This is a genomic window from Mesorhizobium sp. WSM4871, from assembly GCF_055811295.1.
In genome coordinates, this window is sequence record NZ_JBVVPU010000002.1 from 151,041 (window position 1) to 167,457 (window position 16,417).

Below are 16,417 nucleotides of genomic sequence, written 5' to 3' on the forward strand. Positions count from 1 at the left end.
TTTGATGCATGTCGTTATCGCAAAACCGCTGCGCACTTTTGCGCGTCATGCATTGCTTACCTCTCGCTGGGCGCGCTGGTTGCGGCCATCAGGAAGCGCCGCGGCGGCACATGCTGGTGCTTCGAGAAGCCGATGTGGCGGAACAGCGCCTCCAGCTTGTCGGCAGCCACGCCGCGAACGATGGGAATAAGATTGGACTGACTGGCCAGCGCATAGCGTGCTGCCGATGCCAGGCCCCGTTCGGCCTTCACGTCGAGGAAATTCCGCAGCCGGTATTTGTCGCGCACATGCCGCTCGTGCCTTCTGAGCACGGCTTTCGAACCTTCCGGCAAAGTGTCGATCGCCAGCAGCGCCAGATCCGCATCGGCCAATCGTTTGAGATCCTGGGTCTTGTGCCGGCCGCTCAGCGAATCGGCGCGAACGATCGCACCATAGCCACAGGACCTGATGACCTTGAACCGCGCCCCGCATGCGACCGCGCGCGCATAGAGCTCGTAGTCTTCACCCAGGCGCAGGTTTTCGTCGTAGCGGAGCCCATGTCGGTCGAGGAAGGCACGGCTGATCACCGGTTTGAGGAAGCCCAGCTCACCTCTCTTCACACGGCGCCTGGAAATGTTGCCTTCGACGAAGCGCTCGAAATCGAGAAACTCCGGATCGGCCGAAAACCGTGGGGCCACGATCTTCGAGACGTCGGTCGCCGCATCGTCCCGGATCAGCATGATGTTGTCGGCGGCAAAATCCCAGTCGGCGCCAGCGAACAATTCGCCAAACCTGCCCGCTAGAAAGAAATCGTCGGCGTCCAGAATGCTGATGAACGGCGATTTGGACCTGGCGATCGCGGCGTTGCGGGCGACGGAAGGGCCCTGGTTGACATCAAAGCGGATGATGCAAAGCCGGCCGCTGCCATCGTCGGCCGCCTGAGCGACTTTCGCCGTGTCGTCGGTAGAGGCGTCGTCGACGACGACGACTTCCGCCACCTCCGGTTCGCGCAAAGCCGAGGCGATGGCAGCCGGGATTGTGCGCGCCGCGTTGCGGGCGGCGATGATCACGCAGACCTGGGATTCTGTCATGGCTTGGCCTCTCGATTGCACAGGTGGCTCCAAATTTCCTCGCCCCTCTCCCGGCCCCCGCTCATTCTCATCGACTGTCATTCTCATCAACTATCCGGCTCATCGACTGTCCGGCCGTTCGAAAATGCGCCGGCTGAGATCGGCCGAAGCGGCCCAGCCTGCCTCAGCCAGATAGCGGACCGGCTCGCGACCGCACAGTTCCCACAATACTGTCCGCCTCTGCGGCCATCTCAAGGACGACAGCCACGGCGCAATGACCATCTTGAGCAGGTCTTCGTCACCGATGCGCGACAGGACCCGGGAAACCCGCTCGGACAGCAATGTTTCGGCGCCGCCAAGAAGCACGTCGGCGGCACGCAAGCCAAGCAGCAGCGTGTCGACCAGCCCCTGCTCCGCCGCATGGTCGAGCACATCCTGCTGATCCGCCTCGCCCAGGCGACTGGCGCTGGCACGGACATCGCAGACATAGCCTGCGCAGGGTTCCCGGTTGAAAAGCGCCTTGGCCACGCTGATGCTGGAAAGAAGCAAGGTGTCGGAAGCCGAAATGAACGGCACGTTCTCACCAGCGATGTCGACCGAGCGTTTGCGCCGCAGAAATCCATCGGTATCGCGTGGGCTCGGCGAACCGGGCTGCTGGAGCCGGTGGTGAAGATCGACGGTGGAAGGCTTCGACCCGCCTTCACGGATCATGTGCTGTTCACCAAGAAAACGAACCCACCACACGGAGCGGGACTTGCCCGCGACCTGGTAGCCGATCGACTGGAGCGCGTCGCGCGCTTCGGAGAAACCGGTCGGCGAGACCAGGATGTCGACATCGCCGGAAGGCTTCATGAAATGATCGCCATAAAGCAGATGCTGCTGGATCGGGCCCTTCAGAAAGACGAAATCAATATGCCTGTCATGCAGCACCTCATGGATCGCCATCGCGTCCATGATGCAGGACGAGTTCATCGAGACCGTCCGCCTGCGATAGGTATCGAGCCATCCGGAAAGTGCGGGCCATCCGGAAAGCTCGGACGGCCTTTCACCAACCGGGGCACGGGACAACGCCTTTAGGACGAAGGTCGCGACTTTGTTGAACCTGGCAATGTCGGCAATGTTGGAAACGGAAAAGGTTGGACTGGAAACGGAGAGGGTCGGCATGGCCGTCTCGCCCGTGGCACGACTATCCTGAGCAAAAAACAACCTCAGGCAGGCTTGAACATAGGCGATTTCGTAGGCGCATTCGGCGGCGCGCAATCGTTCGTAGGAACTTTCCTGCAAGGCCATTCCGCACAAAGTCTCCAAAAACAGGCTGCCGACGCATATGCTGCACCTGCGAAGCAAAGCATCGCCAAAATCGATAGCGCCGTCCAGTTTTTCCTTTTTTCACTGAGAGTTCCGCGACCTGAGCGTTGTGAGCGCGGCTTCGAGCACCTGGGAAAGCGTGGCAAAAATATCAAATGAGCCGATTATTTCTGCCGGTGCTCAACGAGGTTGAGCCCGACCGGGATGGCTCTTTGGAGAAATATTTTTCACGGTAAAATCAGCATCTTAGTAAGGCACCTCTTGCGCGCGTCACGCATCCGGATTTCAACTCGGGAAATCCCGTTGCAACCGACGAAGGGGCTGGGTGCACCCAAGCTTTATTAACACTTGGTAAATCAGGCTTGACTCATAAATGACGCCATGCAGCTATTGCATTGCAGCATAAAAAAAATGCTGACGGCACTCGACAGGCCGTTTCCAATCCTTATCGGAGAGCAAAATGGAACAGAATGTTGAAAAGCACGAATACGAGACCCCAAGCCTGACGATTCACGGTTCGATTGAAACGATCACGCAAGGCGGTGCCGGCATAACGGCGCTCGACGCGGCATTCCCCGCACATACGCCTTTCGACCAGCTTACGTTCTCTTGAGCCTGTCTTTCTACCCGGAGTGGCGGGCCCTGTATTGACGGGCCAAAAGTGACGGGCTCGCACTCCGGAGCCAAAGCATAAAAGCATTAGGAGAGTCGGGGTCACAAATTTCCGGCTCTCCCTCTAGTCCCTGGAACTGCCGAAGCATATCGCAAAACGAGGTTCAGGATGAACCGGGACCGCTCCGGGCAAGACTACGTCAGTGCGACCAAGGATGCCGTGGCTTGCGAATTCGGCGGCGGGCTGGCGCTCCTCAATCTGAGGTCCAACATCTATTACAGCCTGAACGGCGTCGGGGCCTACATATGGGAGCTGATCCAGGAGCCGAAGCCAATCTCTGAAATCCATAGCGCCGTGCTTGCGCGCTACAATGTCGATCCTGAGCGCTGCAAGGCCGATGTCGATGGATTGTTGAAGAGCCTGGCCGATTGCGGACTTGCGCGGCTCCACCATGAGGAACCTGTCTGATGCACGATCCCGGAAATCGGCATCGATTTTCGCTGGGGTTCATGCCCAAAACCAAAATGTTGCAGCGTCTTTTGCGCGTCCAAAAGGGCGCCCGGCGCTATAGAGTTCTCTCCTTGAGCAGTTCGGAGATGCTCTTTCTCACGCGCTGCCTTCTGGTGGTCGCGGCAGTCCGGCTGGGGCTGACGCTGCTCTCCTACAACCGTGTTCGCGCCATGGTGACGCGGCTGGGTGCGCGACGGTCCGCCAGCATCGCCGAGCTGCGGCAAGTCGCCTGGGGCGTCGCCGCCGCCGCCCGCCTTGTCCCGCGTGCAAGCTGCCTTACCCAGGCGCTGTCCGGTCAATACATTCTTGCCCGGCAAGGCAGCGCCTCGAAGATACGCATAGGCATAGAGCGGGGTACGGGCGCGCAGATGAAAGCCCATGCCTGGCTGATAAGCGGCAACCACATCGTGCTTGGCGGCTCGATCGGCAATTTTGCCCATCTCGTCGATCACGGTCAGTAGCCGATGAGCGGCGTGGCCGGAATTCTGCTCAGGCAGGGAGGCGCGCCGGCCGCCGCGGCAGATATCCAGCAAATGCTGGCGCGCATGCATCATCGCGCCCGTGATGGCAGCTCGTGGTGGATGGATACGAGCGCAGCTCTTGGTCACGCCTGGCTCAATACCACGGACGAACCCGGCCCCGGGCCCCTGACGATGGCCGGCGGCAAACTCGCCGTCACGGCTGATTGCCGGCTGGACAATCGGGACGAATTGCTGGCAAGGCTGGGTATCAGGGACCGGTCGGTTGCCGATGCCACGCTGTTGATGCGCGCCTATCTGCATTGGGGCGAGGCCTGTCCGGTTTATCTGCAAGGCGACTTCGCCTTCGCCATCTGGGACAGCGACCGCCAGGCGCTGTTTTGCGCACGCGATCCATTCGGGGTCAAACCATTCTACTATCATTCGACGGACCGCCGCTTCGTCTTTGCGTCGGAGATCGGACCGATCATGAGCGTCGACGGTGTCGGCGCGCGCCTCAGCGAGCATCAGATTTCAGGGTTTCTGGCCGGCCTTCCCGATGATCCGCAATCCACGCCCTATACCGATGTCTTCCGCTTGCCGGCGCGCCACAGCCTTACCGTGACGGCGCAACAGGTGGTGCTGCGACCCTACTGGCAGATCGAGCCCTCGCCAGGGCCGATGCGCCCGGATGCCGCCGAGGAATTCACGCATCTGTTCTCGCAATCGGTGCGAAACAGGATGCGGGGAAGCCCGGCGGTCGGCGCGATGCTGAGCGGGGGTCTCGATTCCTCTTCGATCGCCTGTGTGGCGAGCTTGTACAATGCCGCGCAACAAAAGCCGAGACTGCCTACCTTCTCGCTGGTTTTCGAAAGAGGGTCGTCGATGGACGAACGGCCCTTTATCGACGCGGTGCTGGGACGACAAGCGGTTGACGGCACCCTGATTGCGGTCGGCAATTACGCACCCTTCGCCGAGTTCGAACGCGTCTTGCAAGAACAGGAGGGCACTTTCCTGGCCCCCGGCCTTACGTTGACCCGCGGCATCTACAGGGCCGCAGGCGCGAAGGGCATCAAGATCCTGCTGGACGGCCATGGCGGCGACGAAGTCGTTTCGCAAGGCCATGGCTACCTGCACGAACTTGCCAATGCCGGCAGATGGATGGATCTGTGGCGGGAAATCCGCAGCGCCTCCAACACTTATGGCGACGGTATTTGGGGCATGTATTTCAAATTCCTGGTCGCTTACGGGCCGGCCTGGCGCATCGCAAAACTCAAACATGCGGCAAATCGCGTTCTGACCAGGATACGGCGCCAGCCGGCGGGGGCGGTGAGCGGTCCGGGCTGGCACGGCCTGGTCAATCCGGACCTTGCCCGGCGGACCGATCTTGTCGAGCGATTTCACCGGGCCGGATACATGCCGCCTTCCGTCAGCACCAGCGAGGCGTTGACCCATCGCTGGATGCTGTCGACCGGCCTCGTGCCGCACGCCTTCGAGGTTCTCGACAAGGCCGCCGCCAATTTCGGCGTCGAGCCTCGCTATCCGTTCTGGGACAAACCGCTTGTCGAATTCTGCCTGGCCCTTCCGGGCGAGGAAAAGTTGAACAAGGGATTCGGCCGCCATGTGCTGCGCCGTGCCATGGAAGGGGTTTTGCCACCCGCGGTCCAGTGGCGGCGCGACAAGATCGATTTCACGCCCAGCCTCGTCAAAGGCATGATCGGCAACCACCGCGATCTGCTCGACAGCATCCTCGGCGCGGAGGCCCACCGCATTGCCCCTTACGTCAACCTGCCGAAAGTGACCGCGGCCTATGCCCGGATCTTGCGCCGGCCGGACGAAGCGGCACCGCTGGATGTCCAATATGTCTGGCGCTCGACCTCGCTGTCTCTCTGGCTGCGGCAAGTCCAACTCGGCGGGGGACATGCATGATGAGCTGGAACACGCCGCTCGCCTCCGAGCCGGACCATGGTCAGTCTAGCCCGGAAGACAGGGGGCCAGAAGATCGGGCGCCAAGAGCGCGCCGCTTCTACAAAGCCTATGGCCTGACAATCCGTTCTGACGTGGCGCTGCCTGAACTTGAGCCCACCGAGCCGGCGGCGGCCGACGTGCTGATCACGGTTGGTCCAATCGATTTTCCAGAACCCTCGATCGACGCCGGAGCCTTTTTCCGGTTCGAACTGGAACAGCAATATCTGGCATGGCAAGCGGTCGGCGCATTTCTGATAACCGATGCCTGCCGGATCGATGTGGACCCGGCTCCAGGCGTTGACGACCAGCTGATCGCGTTCCCGCTGCTGGGACCTGTCATGGCGCTTCTGCTGCATCAGCGCGGCTTGCTAGTCCTTCACGCCAGCGCCATAGCCGTCGGCGGTACAAGTGCGATCTTCATGGGCGACAAGGGCGCCGGCAAATCGACGACGGCGGGCGCGATGATCCGTGCCGGGCATAGGTTGCTCACCGACGATGTCGTGGTGCTAGATCTGGCCAGCCCGGACGAGCCGGTGATAGTGCCGGGTTTTCCACAGCTCAAGCTGGCTGCCGACGCCGCCGCCGCCATCCCGATAGGGCAGGCCGAACTGCGCCCGCAAGTGCATCCGGCAATCGACAAGACACAGCTGCGCCTGTTTGGCGGCTTTTCTCGGGACAAGGTTCCGGCGACGAGGATCTACATCCTCGAGCGCGGCGAAAGGGCGGCGATCTTGCCTTTGCCCGCGGTCGACGCCCTGTCGGCAATCATCCGATTCTCTTACGTGACACGGTTCGGCCGCCCGGCCCTGGCCGGCGATCTCGCGGCCAGACATCTCAGGCACTGCGCGCGGCTGGCCGACCATGTCGGGGTGTGCCGCCTCGAAGTGCCGACGGGACTCGGCAGGATCGGCGAAGCCGTGGATCTCATCGAACGAGACCTGGCATCCGACAACCGTTCGCGGTGAACAGAACATGTCGAAATCACCGATCCTTCGCCTGTCGCTGTTTCGAGAAGCCGCCGCATTCGGCGCGGTCATGGCGCAAATCGGCGGGCGGCGAACCTGGATCGCCTTGATCTTCCTGATCCTGGGAAGCCTGACGGAAGGCATCTCGATCCTTCTTCTCATCCCGCTGCTGCATCTGATTGGACGCTCCGACCAGAATTTCACAATCAAGCTTCCGGACAATGATCTGGTGCGCTGGCTGGCTCCCGACGGGGCGCTGCAACTGGCGACGGTGCTTTGCGTGCTCGTCGGGCTCGTCACCCTGCAGGCGGCTTTCAACCGCTTCAAATCCGTCTATATGGCCAAGCTCCTCTATGATTTCCTCAACCGCCTGCGCGTGAACCTGTTCGAGGGCATCGGAAGGGCGCGCTGGGGCATATTCACGCGCTTGCGTAGTTCCGACCTCGATCATGCGCTCACCGGCGACATAGACCGGGTACAGGCCGCGGCTTTTTCGCTCCTGATGCTGGTGCAGACCGCGGTGCTTCTGGCGGGCTATCTTGTCGTCTCGCTCTTTATCTCTCCGGTGATGACCTCGTTCGCGGTGGCGATCGGCATCATCATGTTTGCGGCGCTTCAGCCATTTCGTTCCAGGGCCACCGCATTCGGTCGGGTTTTGACGGCCAATCGCCAGGATCAGTACCGGACGGTCTCGGAATTTCTGAGTGGCATCAAGGTGGCCAAGAGCCTGAACGTCGAGGCTACCTATTTTGCGCAGCTTCAGTCGATCCTCGAAAAGATGAAGGCCGGCAACATCGATTACGTGCGCAGCAGCACGATCGGCACCGCATTGTTCCAGATCGCAAGCGTCGTCGGGCTTAGCCTGTTCATCTATGTCGCGCTGGTTCGCTACAACCTGTCGCTTGCCGAGATCGTTGTTCTGCTTCTGGTCTTCATGCGCATCGCCCCGCGCTTCATGGAATTGCAGACGCAAGCCCAGCAGGTGTTGATCAACTTGCCTGCCTATGCCTCCATGCGCAACCTTCAGACACTTTTCGACGCCGAGCGCGAACCGGCCGATGCCGCGCCGCAGGAGCGCGGCAGGCTCTCGCTCGATATGGAGCTGAACATCCGCAATGTTTGCTTTGCCTATGGAGATGGCGCCGGCAAGGCAGTCGTGAGCAACATCACCTTCGGTCTACCCGCCGGCAAGGTCACCGCCCTTATCGGTCCTTCGGGATCGGGCAAGAGCACGATCGCCGACATGCTGCTTGGCCTGATCGAGCCGACGGAAGGCAAAATTCTTGCCGACGGGGTCGAGATCGACGAAGGCAATCGCCGGCGCTGGCGCGATCAGGTTGCCTATGTGCCGCAGGACGTGTTTCTTCTGCACGATACGATCGCAGCAAACCTGCGCCTTGCCGCGCCGCAAGCCAGCAATGACGATCTCTGGACAGCGCTTCGGTCCGCCCAGGCGGTCGACTTCGTCGAGCGACTCGAACACCAGCTTGAGACGGTGGTCGGCGACCGCGGCGTACGGCTCTCGGGCGGCGAACGCCAGCGGATAGCCTTGGCGCGGGCGTTGCTTCGCAAACCGTCACTGCTCATTCTGGATGAAGCCACCAGCGCGCTCGATTGGCAGAATCAGTCGCTGATCGCCCAGTCGATCGACGGGCTGCGCGGCGCGATGACCATACTGACCATTGCGCACCGGCCATCGATGATCGCCTTCGCCGACTGGGTGGTCGCGATGGAGAACGGCCGCATCGTCGAGGTCGGGCAATACCAGAGGTTGAAGGAAAAATCCGGAAGCCGGTTGTCCAGGATGTTGTCGGGCGAGCGGTCGGACGAGCCGCCCAACAGAGAACCGGCCGACGCGGTCCAAGGTCCTGTCAACATCGCGAACTGACGCGAATTCAGCGAAGGCTCCGCCTGGCGCTGAACTTCTCGCCATCGGCCGCTTCGGCCGAACCCAGCTTTCGCTCGGCGTCGCGAATCTTGTCAGCCGGCGTCGGAGCGTTTCTGGCAATCATGACGAAAACCAGCAGAAAGTAGCCCAGTTGGATGACAATGGCGCAACCGACGACACGAAAAAGCGTCGTGCTGAACGAGGCGCCACCCAAATAGGACCAGGCGACCACGATCGCCAGGGCGAAAATCATGCCGATGATGAATTTTGGTAGAGACATACCCCACAGCCTGTCAATCTGCTCGGGCATAAATCGATGATTGACCCACCCCGAGCCTCCCTTCGCCATGCGAGCTTATCGAGGCCCCCGCTTTTCGGCTGGTTGCTTCCAGCCTTTCCCAAACTGTCCACACTCCGACAGAAACCAATTGCAATTCTATTGCTGCGTGCAATAGCCGGCAAGGCCAACCACAAATAAATTTGAATGAGCCGACCCGAACGACTCTGCCATGCTGCGACGCACACATCGGCGTCAAGGCCAGCGACGGGATATGGACTAAGCTCAGTAAGATCTACAATATTGATTAGTATTTTATGTTAAAGACCCTTCATTTTTCAAAATTTTAAAGCACGCATAGTGTCAAAACTGCTGCACAAAGGGCGATCCGCCCAAAATCAGCCTCAAAAAGGCACTAGATTTTTCAAATTTGCCCACAAAATGTCACATGCGTGCCATAAAGAACAAATTTTGGGCAGGATCAGTTTATTATTTAGTCAATTCATGACGTGACTATTTCAAGTCGCCGGGAAATTGTGTGTTGCGCTGCAACATTTTTTTGGTATCGTGCGCTGAAACCATCCGGTTAACGTATGGAGACTAAAGCATGAGGGACATTGCCAAGCCGGCCAATGCGGATTTTTCGGAGGCTGGCATTGATTTTCCGCCGCCGATCGGCGGGCTCATCAAGCGCAGCTTCGATATCGCCGGTTCGCTGATTGGGCTGATTGCTCTCAGCCCATTGTTTTTGATGGTCGCGCTGCTGGTCAAATTTTCCGACGGCGGGCCGATTTTCTACGGTCACAGCCGAATCGGCCGGGGAGGACGGATTTTCCCGTGCCTCAAGTTCCGCACCATGGTTCAGGACGGCGAACGGGTGCTGGCCGCACATCTTGCCGCCAATCCGGACGCCAAGGCCGAATGGATAGCGACCCGCAAGCTGAAGGACGATCCGCGCGTGACGCGTGTCGGCGCCGTGCTGAGGAAGCTCAGCCTCGATGAACTGCCGCAGATCATCAACATCCTCCAGGGTGACATGAGCCTGGTCGGGCCGCGCCCCGTGGTGCGTGACGAACTCGAGATCTACGGCAATTCGGCCGTCTACTATCTGAAATCACGTCCCGGCCTGACCGGGCTCTGGCAGGTCAGCGGGCGCAACGATGTTTCCTATGACAGTCGCGTAGCCTTCGACCGCCACTATGTCGAGAACTGGTCGCTGTTCGAGGACATTCGGATCATCATCAAGACCGTTCCCGCGGTCTGGATGTCGCGAGGTTGTTACTGACCGGGGCTTGCCAGGATCGAGAGGCGAGCCTGCCTAGACGGCAAGAATTCTGCAGCAAGCTAAATGGGTGGGGCCAAAGCGGATCGGAAAACGTTCAGTTGAAAACAGATATCTTCGAGATCCTCCGTGCCGGCATTCCTGCGCATCGCATGCGGCGAAGGTGGCTTATGGCCATGTGCCTCCTGCTGGCGACTGCCGTTCCCCAATTTGCCGCCGCGGACGAGTACCGCCTCGGATCACAGGACAAGCTGACCATCCGCGTCGCCGAATGGCAGACGGTCGAGGGCACGTTCCGCGACTGGTCGGCCGTCAACGGAGAGTACACGGTTGGTCCCGCCGGAACATTGTCGGTGCCGTTCGTCGGTGAAATGCCCGCATCCGGCAAGACCACGGCCGAGATTGCAGCGGCGATCGGTCAGGCGCTCCAGCGCAAGCTCGCTTTGGCGGACCGGCCGGAAGCCTCCGTCGAAATGGCGCAGTACAGGCCGTTCTACATTTCCGGGGAGGTCCAGACGCCCGGCCAGTATCCTTACGTGCCGGACCTGACCGTCCTGAGGGCGATGAGCATCGCCGGCGGTGTCCGACGGAGCCCCGAAGGACAGCGGTACGATCGCGACATGATCAATGCCAAGGGCGATTTTGACGTTCTCCAGGACCAACGGGTCCGACTGACCGTCAGGCGCGCGCGCATCGAAGCGGAGATCGCGGACAAGTCGACGTTCGAGGTGCCGAAGGAGGTGGCCGACGATCCAAAGCTTCAGAGCATCGTCGCCGACGAGATGGCGATCCTGACGGCCGACCAGAAAAAGCTCAAGCTGCGCCTGCAGGCGCTCGACGACCTGAAGGCGTTGCTGCAGAGCGAGATCGAATCGCTACAGAAGAAGATCGTCAACCAGCAGCGGCAGGTCGACCTCGCAAAGGAACAGCTGAACGGCATCGGCTCGCTGGCGCAAAAGGGCCTGGTCGTCAACACGCGGCTCCTGAATTCACAACAGACGATTGCCGACCTGGAAGGCCAGATCCTGGACTACGACACGGCCATCCTCACCGCCAAGCAGGCGATCAGCAAGGCCACCCAGGACGCCATCGATCTGGAAAACACCCAGAATGCGGGACTGGCCGCCGACCGGCAGCAGACGGAAGCCGATCTCAGCGAAACAATGCTCAAGATGAACATGCAAACAGGCCTGATGTCCGAAGCCATGTCGGGGAACCCGGCGTTGCAACGCTATCGCGACGGCGAAGAGCCAACATTGTCGTTTGGCCTGGTTCGGGTGGTCGACGGCAAGACCAGCGAAATCAGCGCCAGCGAAGACACGCCTGTGCTGCCCGGAGACGTGATCAAGGTGAAACTGGCGCCAGTGGCTATCCAATAATGATCTGAAACGTAACTCCCGGGGGTTTGTCATGCATACTGAAAGGGACGCAATCGTCGATCGAGAAAGAGAATTCCACAATCTCAGATTTAGCCAGGAGGCGGATCCGAGAGAAAGTCTGGACAAATGGTATCGAACAATTCGCCACGGTGCCGAGCATCAAGACAGGCAAATAAAGCGCCTTTCGGAAAACACTGATGTGCTCGAGTACGGTTGTTCCGATGGTGGGTGGTCCCTGCATTCCCTGCACCTGCCCGGTCTTTGCCGATCTCTGTCGGGGATCGACATTTCGGACGTAGCCGTAAACAAGGCGAACGAACGGGCGGGCAAGCTTGGAATCACGAACGCCACATTCCTGGCGATGAATGCTGAAGCCATGTCCTTCGAAGACAACAAGTTCGACCTGGTCTACGGACGTGGGATCATCCATCACCTGGATCTGGACCGGTGCTTTTCCGAGGTGGTCCGCGTCCTGAAGCCGAACGGCGTGGCGTCGTTCTACGAGCCGATGGGACACAATCCTCTCCTGAATGCCTACAGAAAGCGGACACCCCTCATCCGCACCGCTGATGAACATCCTTTGTTAACGTCAGACTTCGCGTTGGCTCGCCGCTATTTCAGCAATGTCCAGGTGGAATATTTCGGCCTCTGCTCCGTCGGAAGCGCGCTGATGCCGCGAGGCATCTCTGAGACCGTCTATACAGTTGGCAAAGCTGTCGATTCAGTCGTTCTGACACTTCCCTTTGTGAAGCGGTTCGCATGGTATGCGCTCCTGACCCTTAGGGCTTGACCAACAGGCAGCAATTCGGGCGACGGTGACGGGGCAACTGCCTCTCGCCATCGCTTCAGAAGCTGCCTGTGAGATTAATTGTTTAGCGTTGGCGCTATTAGGCGGCGTCTTGAATAATGCTGTATGGCGTTGAAATCGGGGGCACAGCGCAATTGGAGCTGTGTCCGCGGCTCCCAAGGTGCTCTCAACGAAGCCTGGTTACGGGAAATCCTGCCTGAAAAATTCGCGAAACTGTGGCGGCCTAGAACATTAAGGCCTTGCTTGTCCCGCTACGGTTTCTGGTTCCGAGAGGTTGGCCGCGGTCCACCGGGGCCGGGCAACAGGCACCTTCACCAGCTTGAAGTAGCTGTAGTACAGGAGGAAGGAGCCCATGATGTAGGGATTGAATGTATCGATCTCGACGAAGGACCGGATGACCAGAAGCACCATCACACCGGCAAGAATCACGGACTCGGCTTGCCATGCCCTGAATATCAGCGCCGATATATGGCCCCACAGCGTGCGCAGTATGATCAGCGAAATCAGCGTCGCCCCGATATAACCAAGCTCGACGAGGGCTTCGATGTAGGTGTTGTGGAAATGGAAGCCGCTGCGGGTGGTGATGTAGAATTCGTTCCAGAGTCGCTCGGCCTCGGCGAAACCCTGCACCCAATAGGCCGCGTAGCCGACGCCAAGGATCGGTGATCGCTGCGCCGCCTCCCAGCCCTGTTGCCACAGATAGGTCCGTCCGGTGAGCGTGGAATCCTTGCCAAAGAGGCCAAGGACGAAATCCAGAAGTCCCGCATTGACGGCAACCAACGCGGCCGTGACCAGTCCGCACGCGCCGACCAGGAAAATCACCCGTCGATAGCGGAGCGAAAGCGTCTTGGACATGGTAAGCAGGGCCACCAGAGCGAGAACCGCCGGTATCGAGGCCGTCGAGGTAGCCGAATGTGCAGCGACCAGCAGATAAATTGACAGAACGACGACCGGCACCGTCAGGAACAGGCTCAGCCGGCCGCGTCTGAGAAAGACCAGATAGACAACGCAAAAGTAGATGCCGAGAGACGCGACAAAGCCGAGCTGGTTCTTGGAGCTGAACGCGCCGACGAAATTGTATGTTCCGTCGAGCCCGTCATAGGAATAACCGCCGATCGCGAGCGAATAGAGCAGGACGAAAAAAATCCCGATCAAGGCGCCGATCGTCAAGGTGCGGACGCTGACGGTACGTGCGGCGATGTAGGCGCAGGCAATATGGGAACAATACTGGAGCGCGGTCCTGGCGGTGATGCCAGGGGCATCCGACCAGAACACCGAGAAACAGACATAGAACGCAAAAATCAGCGGAAGCCAGGCACTGGAGAGGCCCCGCAGCAGCCGCCGATAGTCCACCAGGATGAGAGGCAGCCAGACCGCGTAATAGGCCAGGATCAGGATCTGGCCAAAAATGCTGGAATAGGAAAATGCCCAGACGGAAACGGCAACGGCAAATGCGCCGTAGACCGAGTTCTTCTCCGGGTCGATCAACAAAGATTTTGGAATCTTCATCTCGGTAGCGGATTCCCGATCATTCAACTCCACGCAGTTCGGCGCCGATTCGCCGCCCCGCCCCTCAGGGCATTTCCATTGTGCAGTGCAATATAGCCCAACCTCCGCCATCTGTCACCCAAAAGACATTGGCTGCTATCGATCAGCCCGACCGGCGGCCCGCCATGGCCGATCCGTGCGCTGCATTCCAGCTTGAACTTCTCTGCCGTTGACTTCACATTCGCCGCCGATTGGGAGGAAGATCACATGCCGATGAGTTTCAGGGGACGGTTTGCCGGACGCTCGGCCGTGATCACCGGCGGCGCCTCCGGCATCGGTCTCGCCGTGGCGCAAAGGATCGTTGACGAGGGCGGGCGCGTTTCGATCTGGGATCGTGATCCTGCCCAGATCGAGCGGGCCAGCACTGTCGTTGCGAATCTGCACGGCGTGACGGTCGACGTCGCCGATCCCGCGGCGGTCGAAGGCGCCGCCCGGCAGACGATCGAGGCGCTCGGCGCGGTCGATATCCTGGTCACCAGCGCCGCCATCACCGGACCGAACATGACGATGTGGGAGTATTCCACCGATGACTGGCGCCAGGTTGTCGACATCAATATCAACGGCGTCTTCTACTGCAACAGGGCGCTGGTTCCGCACATGCTGGAACGCAATTACGGCAGGATCGTCAACATCGCCTCGATCGCCGGCAAGGAAGGGAATCCCAACGCGTCGGCCTACAGCACATCGAAGGCGGCGGTGATCGGCATGACCAAGTCGCTCGGCAAGGAACTGGCCAAGACCAAGGTGACGGTGAACTGCGTCACGCCGGCCGCCGTGCGCACGGCGATCTTCCAGCAGATGAGCCAGCAGCACATCGATTTCATGCTGTCGAAAATACCGATGGCGCGCTTTGGCGAGGTCGAGGAGGTGGCGGCGCTGATCTCATGGATCGCTTCCGAGGAATGCTCGTTCACGACCGCCGCGGTCTTCGACGTTTCGGGCGGCCGCGCCACCTATTGAGGCAAACTGGACGCGACCCGCCGACAGGCCCGCGCTGCCCGACCGGAGTCCTCTTCATTTGCCCGACGTTGAACCTTCCCTGCCCGACGAGGACCTGCTCGACCGCTTCCAGCGCGCAGCCTTCGACTATTTCCTGGAAACCGTTAATCCGGAGAACGGGCTGGTCGCCGACACCTCGCGGCCAAATTGGCCGGCAAGCATCGCTGTCGTCGGCTTCGCGCTGTCCTGCTATCCGGTCGGGGTCGAGCGTGGCTGGGTCACACGCGATGCCGCCTCGAAGCTGACGCTTGCCGCACTGCGCTTCTTCTGGAACAGCCGGCAAGGCAATGGCGACGATGTCACCGGCCACAAGGGTTTTTACTATCACTTCCTCGACATGCGGACCGGCCTGCGTGCCTGGCGCTGCGAACTATCGATGGTGGACACGGCACTGCTGATGGCCGGCGTGCTGATGGCCGGGGCCTATTTCCAGGGCGACGGCGAAGACGAGGTCGAAATCCGCGAACTGAGCGAGGCGCTCTACCGGCGCGTCGATTGGCGTTGGGCACAGGGCCGCCGTCCAACCTTGCGGCAGGGCTGGAGGCCGAAGAGTGGCTTTCTGTACTCTGACTGGGAGGGCTACAACGAAGCGACGATCCTCTATGTCCTGGCGATGGCCTCCCCGAACAGACCGGCCTCGGACGACAGCTATAGCGCATGGACGGCGACATATCAGTGGGAGAACATCCATGGCTACCAGGTGCTTTATGGCGGCCCGCTGTTCATGCACCAGTTCTCGCATGCCTGGATCGACTTCGATGGCATTCAAGACGCATTCATGCGGGAGAAGGGCTCGGACTATTTCGAAAACAGCCGGCGCGCGACCTACATTCACCGCGATTATGCGCGGCAAAACCCCCATGGCTTCGGCGGCTACGGCGACGTGCTGTGGGGTCTTTCGGCGGGTGATGGACCCGGCAACTTCCGTGCGCGGATCGAGCAGCGGCCGCGCAGATTTTCCGCCTACGCGGCGCGCGGCGCGCCCTTCGGCCCGGACGACGGGACGATCGCGCCGTGGTCCTGTCTCGCATCGCTGCCCTTCGCGCCGGAAATCTGCTTGCCGGCGCTGCGGCATCTCACAGACCGCCACCCCGAGGTGATCGGAAAATTCAGGATGCCGAGCGGCTTCAATCCGACTCTGAAGAACCGGCGAGGCTTCGGCCCGAGCGGCTGGGTGTCGGAAGGACACTATGGCCTGGATCAGGGCATCGTCGTCCTGATGATTGAAAACCACCGCTCGCGCCTGATCTGGGATCTGATGCGATCAAGCCAGCATCTGCGTCTCGGCTTGCGAAAAGCCGGATTTAGCGGTGGCTGGCTGTCGCAGCCGGCGAGCCCTCTAGAGCCTGGTTATGTCGAATAGTG

General features: G+C 60.3%; 15 protein-coding genes. 11 read left to right on the forward strand and 4 right to left on the reverse strand.

The genetic code is table 11. The annotated features are described in order from the left end of the window. Positions 1–56: 56 nt before the first annotated feature. Together AC0L2H_RS04145 and AC0L2H_RS04150 are read right to left on the reverse strand one after the other, a co-directional pair. On the reverse strand, positions 57–1,070 hold the full coding sequence (locus AC0L2H_RS04145; RefSeq protein WP_473589011.1) for a glycosyltransferase family 2 protein: 1,014 nt from the start codon (positions 1,068–1,070) through the stop codon (positions 57–59). 99 nt (positions 1,071–1,169) lie between these two features. Continuing rightward, on the reverse strand, positions 1,170–2,339 hold the full coding sequence (locus AC0L2H_RS04150) for a nucleotidyltransferase family protein (protein WP_473589012.1): 1,170 nt from the start codon (positions 2,337–2,339) through the stop codon (positions 1,170–1,172). A gap of 478 nt (positions 2,340–2,817) precedes the next feature. Here AC0L2H_RS04150 and AC0L2H_RS04155 point away from each other — a divergent pair, with 478 nt between their 5' ends. From AC0L2H_RS04155 to AC0L2H_RS04180, 6 genes are all read left to right on the forward strand, one after another. After that, positions 2,818–2,970, forward strand: coding sequence for a lasso RiPP family leader peptide-containing protein (locus AC0L2H_RS04155; RefSeq protein ID WP_473589013.1), 153 nt, complete (start codon positions 2,818–2,820; stop codon positions 2,968–2,970). A gap of 168 nt (positions 2,971–3,138) precedes the next feature. Beyond that, entirely contained in the window at positions 3,139–3,438 is a 300-nt protein-coding gene (locus AC0L2H_RS04160) for a PqqD family protein (protein ID WP_473589014.1), read from the forward strand. Between the two features lie 128 nt (positions 3,439–3,566). Then, complete coding sequence (locus AC0L2H_RS04165) at positions 3,567–3,941, forward strand: lasso peptide biosynthesis B2 protein (RefSeq protein WP_473589015.1); 375 nt, start codon at positions 3,567–3,569, stop codon at positions 3,939–3,941. Positions 3,942–3,944: 3 nt separating this feature from the next. Further along, complete coding sequence (locus AC0L2H_RS04170; RefSeq protein ID WP_473589016.1) at positions 3,945–5,867, forward strand: lasso peptide isopeptide bond-forming cyclase; 1,923 nt, start codon at positions 3,945–3,947, stop codon at positions 5,865–5,867. Beyond that, positions 5,867–6,871: a phosphoenolpyruvate carboxykinase (ATP) gene (locus AC0L2H_RS04175; RefSeq protein WP_473589017.1), complete on the forward strand. Its 1,005-nt coding sequence runs from the start codon at positions 5,867–5,869 to the stop codon at positions 6,869–6,871. Before AC0L2H_RS04170 ends, AC0L2H_RS04175 begins: the two co-directional genes overlap by 1 nt. Positions 6,872–6,878: 7 nt before the next feature. Beyond that, positions 6,879–8,759, forward strand: coding sequence for an ABC transporter ATP-binding protein (locus AC0L2H_RS04180; protein ID WP_473589018.1), 1,881 nt, complete (start codon positions 6,879–6,881; stop codon positions 8,757–8,759). Between the two features lie 7 nt (positions 8,760–8,766). On the opposite strand, the gene AC0L2H_RS04185 is transcribed toward AC0L2H_RS04180, so the two are convergent. Further along, positions 8,767–9,108 (reverse strand): exopolysaccharide production repressor exox, encoded by a 342-nt coding sequence (locus tag AC0L2H_RS04185; RefSeq protein WP_473589019.1) that lies wholly within the window; start codon positions 9,106–9,108, stop codon positions 8,767–8,769. Between the two features lie 535 nt (positions 9,109–9,643). On the opposite strand from AC0L2H_RS04185, the gene AC0L2H_RS04190 reads away from it, so the two are divergent. The 3 genes from AC0L2H_RS04190 (at position 9,644) to AC0L2H_RS04200 (ending at position 12,487) form a co-directional block, all read left to right on the forward strand. Next, positions 9,644–10,321 (forward strand): sugar transferase, encoded by a 678-nt coding sequence (locus tag AC0L2H_RS04190; RefSeq protein ID WP_473589020.1) that lies wholly within the window; start codon positions 9,644–9,646, stop codon positions 10,319–10,321. Between the two features lie 167 nt (positions 10,322–10,488). Next, on the forward strand, positions 10,489–11,697 hold the full coding sequence (locus AC0L2H_RS04195) for a polysaccharide biosynthesis/export family protein (RefSeq protein ID WP_473589021.1): 1,209 nt from the start codon (positions 10,489–10,491) through the stop codon (positions 11,695–11,697). A 31-nt stretch (positions 11,698–11,728) separates the two neighbouring features. Further along, complete coding sequence (locus AC0L2H_RS04200; protein ID WP_473589022.1) at positions 11,729–12,487, forward strand: class I SAM-dependent methyltransferase; 759 nt, start codon at positions 11,729–11,731, stop codon at positions 12,485–12,487. A gap of 249 nt (positions 12,488–12,736) precedes the next feature. On the opposite strand, the gene AC0L2H_RS04205 is transcribed toward AC0L2H_RS04200, so the two are convergent. Further along, the gene (locus AC0L2H_RS04205; RefSeq protein ID WP_473589023.1) at positions 12,737–14,014 is read right to left on the reverse strand and encodes an O-antigen ligase family protein; all 1,278 of its coding nucleotides are present in this window, start codon (positions 14,012–14,014) and stop codon (positions 12,737–12,739) included. 246 nt (positions 14,015–14,260) lie between these two features. Here AC0L2H_RS04205 and AC0L2H_RS04210 point away from each other — a divergent pair, with 246 nt between their 5' ends. Together AC0L2H_RS04210 and AC0L2H_RS04215 are read left to right on the forward strand one after the other, a co-directional pair. After that, on the forward strand, positions 14,261–15,013 hold the full coding sequence (locus AC0L2H_RS04210; RefSeq protein WP_473589024.1) for an SDR family NAD(P)-dependent oxidoreductase: 753 nt from the start codon (positions 14,261–14,263) through the stop codon (positions 15,011–15,013). A gap of 58 nt (positions 15,014–15,071) precedes the next feature. Continuing rightward, a complete protein-coding gene (locus AC0L2H_RS04215) occupies positions 15,072–16,415 on the forward strand; it encodes a glucoamylase family protein (RefSeq protein ID WP_473589025.1) in 1,344 nt (447 codons plus the stop codon). Positions 16,416–16,417 lie beyond the last annotated feature (2 nt).

Coding starts and splice junctions, on each gene's coding strand:
- AC0L2H_RS04195 (WP_473589021.1), top strand. CDS start 10,489: ATGGCCATGTGCCTCCTGCTGGCGACTGCCGTTCCCCAATTTGCCGCC.
- AC0L2H_RS04205 (WP_473589023.1), bottom strand. CDS start 14,014: ATGAAGATTCCAAAATCTTTGTTGATCGACCCGGAGAAGAACTCGGTC.
- AC0L2H_RS04165 (WP_473589015.1), top strand. CDS start 3,567: ATGCTCTTTCTCACGCGCTGCCTTCTGGTGGTCGCGGCAGTCCGGCTG.
- AC0L2H_RS04160 (WP_473589014.1), top strand. CDS start 3,139: ATGAACCGGGACCGCTCCGGGCAAGACTACGTCAGTGCGACCAAGGAT.
- AC0L2H_RS04185 (WP_473589019.1), bottom strand. CDS start 9,108: ATGGCGAAGGGAGGCTCGGGGTGGGTCAATCATCGATTTATGCCCGAG.
- AC0L2H_RS04175 (WP_473589017.1), top strand. CDS start 5,867: ATGAGCTGGAACACGCCGCTCGCCTCCGAGCCGGACCATGGTCAGTCT.
- AC0L2H_RS04145 (WP_473589011.1), bottom strand. CDS start 1,070: ATGACAGAATCCCAGGTCTGCGTGATCATCGCCGCCCGCAACGCGGCG.
- AC0L2H_RS04190 (WP_473589020.1), top strand. CDS start 9,644: ATGAGGGACATTGCCAAGCCGGCCAATGCGGATTTTTCGGAGGCTGGC.
- AC0L2H_RS04210 (WP_473589024.1), top strand. CDS start 14,261: ATGCCGATGAGTTTCAGGGGACGGTTTGCCGGACGCTCGGCCGTGATC.
- AC0L2H_RS04155 (WP_473589013.1), top strand. CDS start 2,818: ATGGAACAGAATGTTGAAAAGCACGAATACGAGACCCCAAGCCTGACG.
- AC0L2H_RS04200 (WP_473589022.1), top strand. CDS start 11,729: ATGCATACTGAAAGGGACGCAATCGTCGATCGAGAAAGAGAATTCCAC.
- AC0L2H_RS04170 (WP_473589016.1), top strand. CDS start 3,945: ATGAGCGGCGTGGCCGGAATTCTGCTCAGGCAGGGAGGCGCGCCGGCC.
- AC0L2H_RS04150 (WP_473589012.1), bottom strand. CDS start 2,339: ATGGCCTTGCAGGAAAGTTCCTACGAACGATTGCGCGCCGCCGAATGC.
- AC0L2H_RS04180 (WP_473589018.1), top strand. CDS start 6,879: ATGTCGAAATCACCGATCCTTCGCCTGTCGCTGTTTCGAGAAGCCGCC.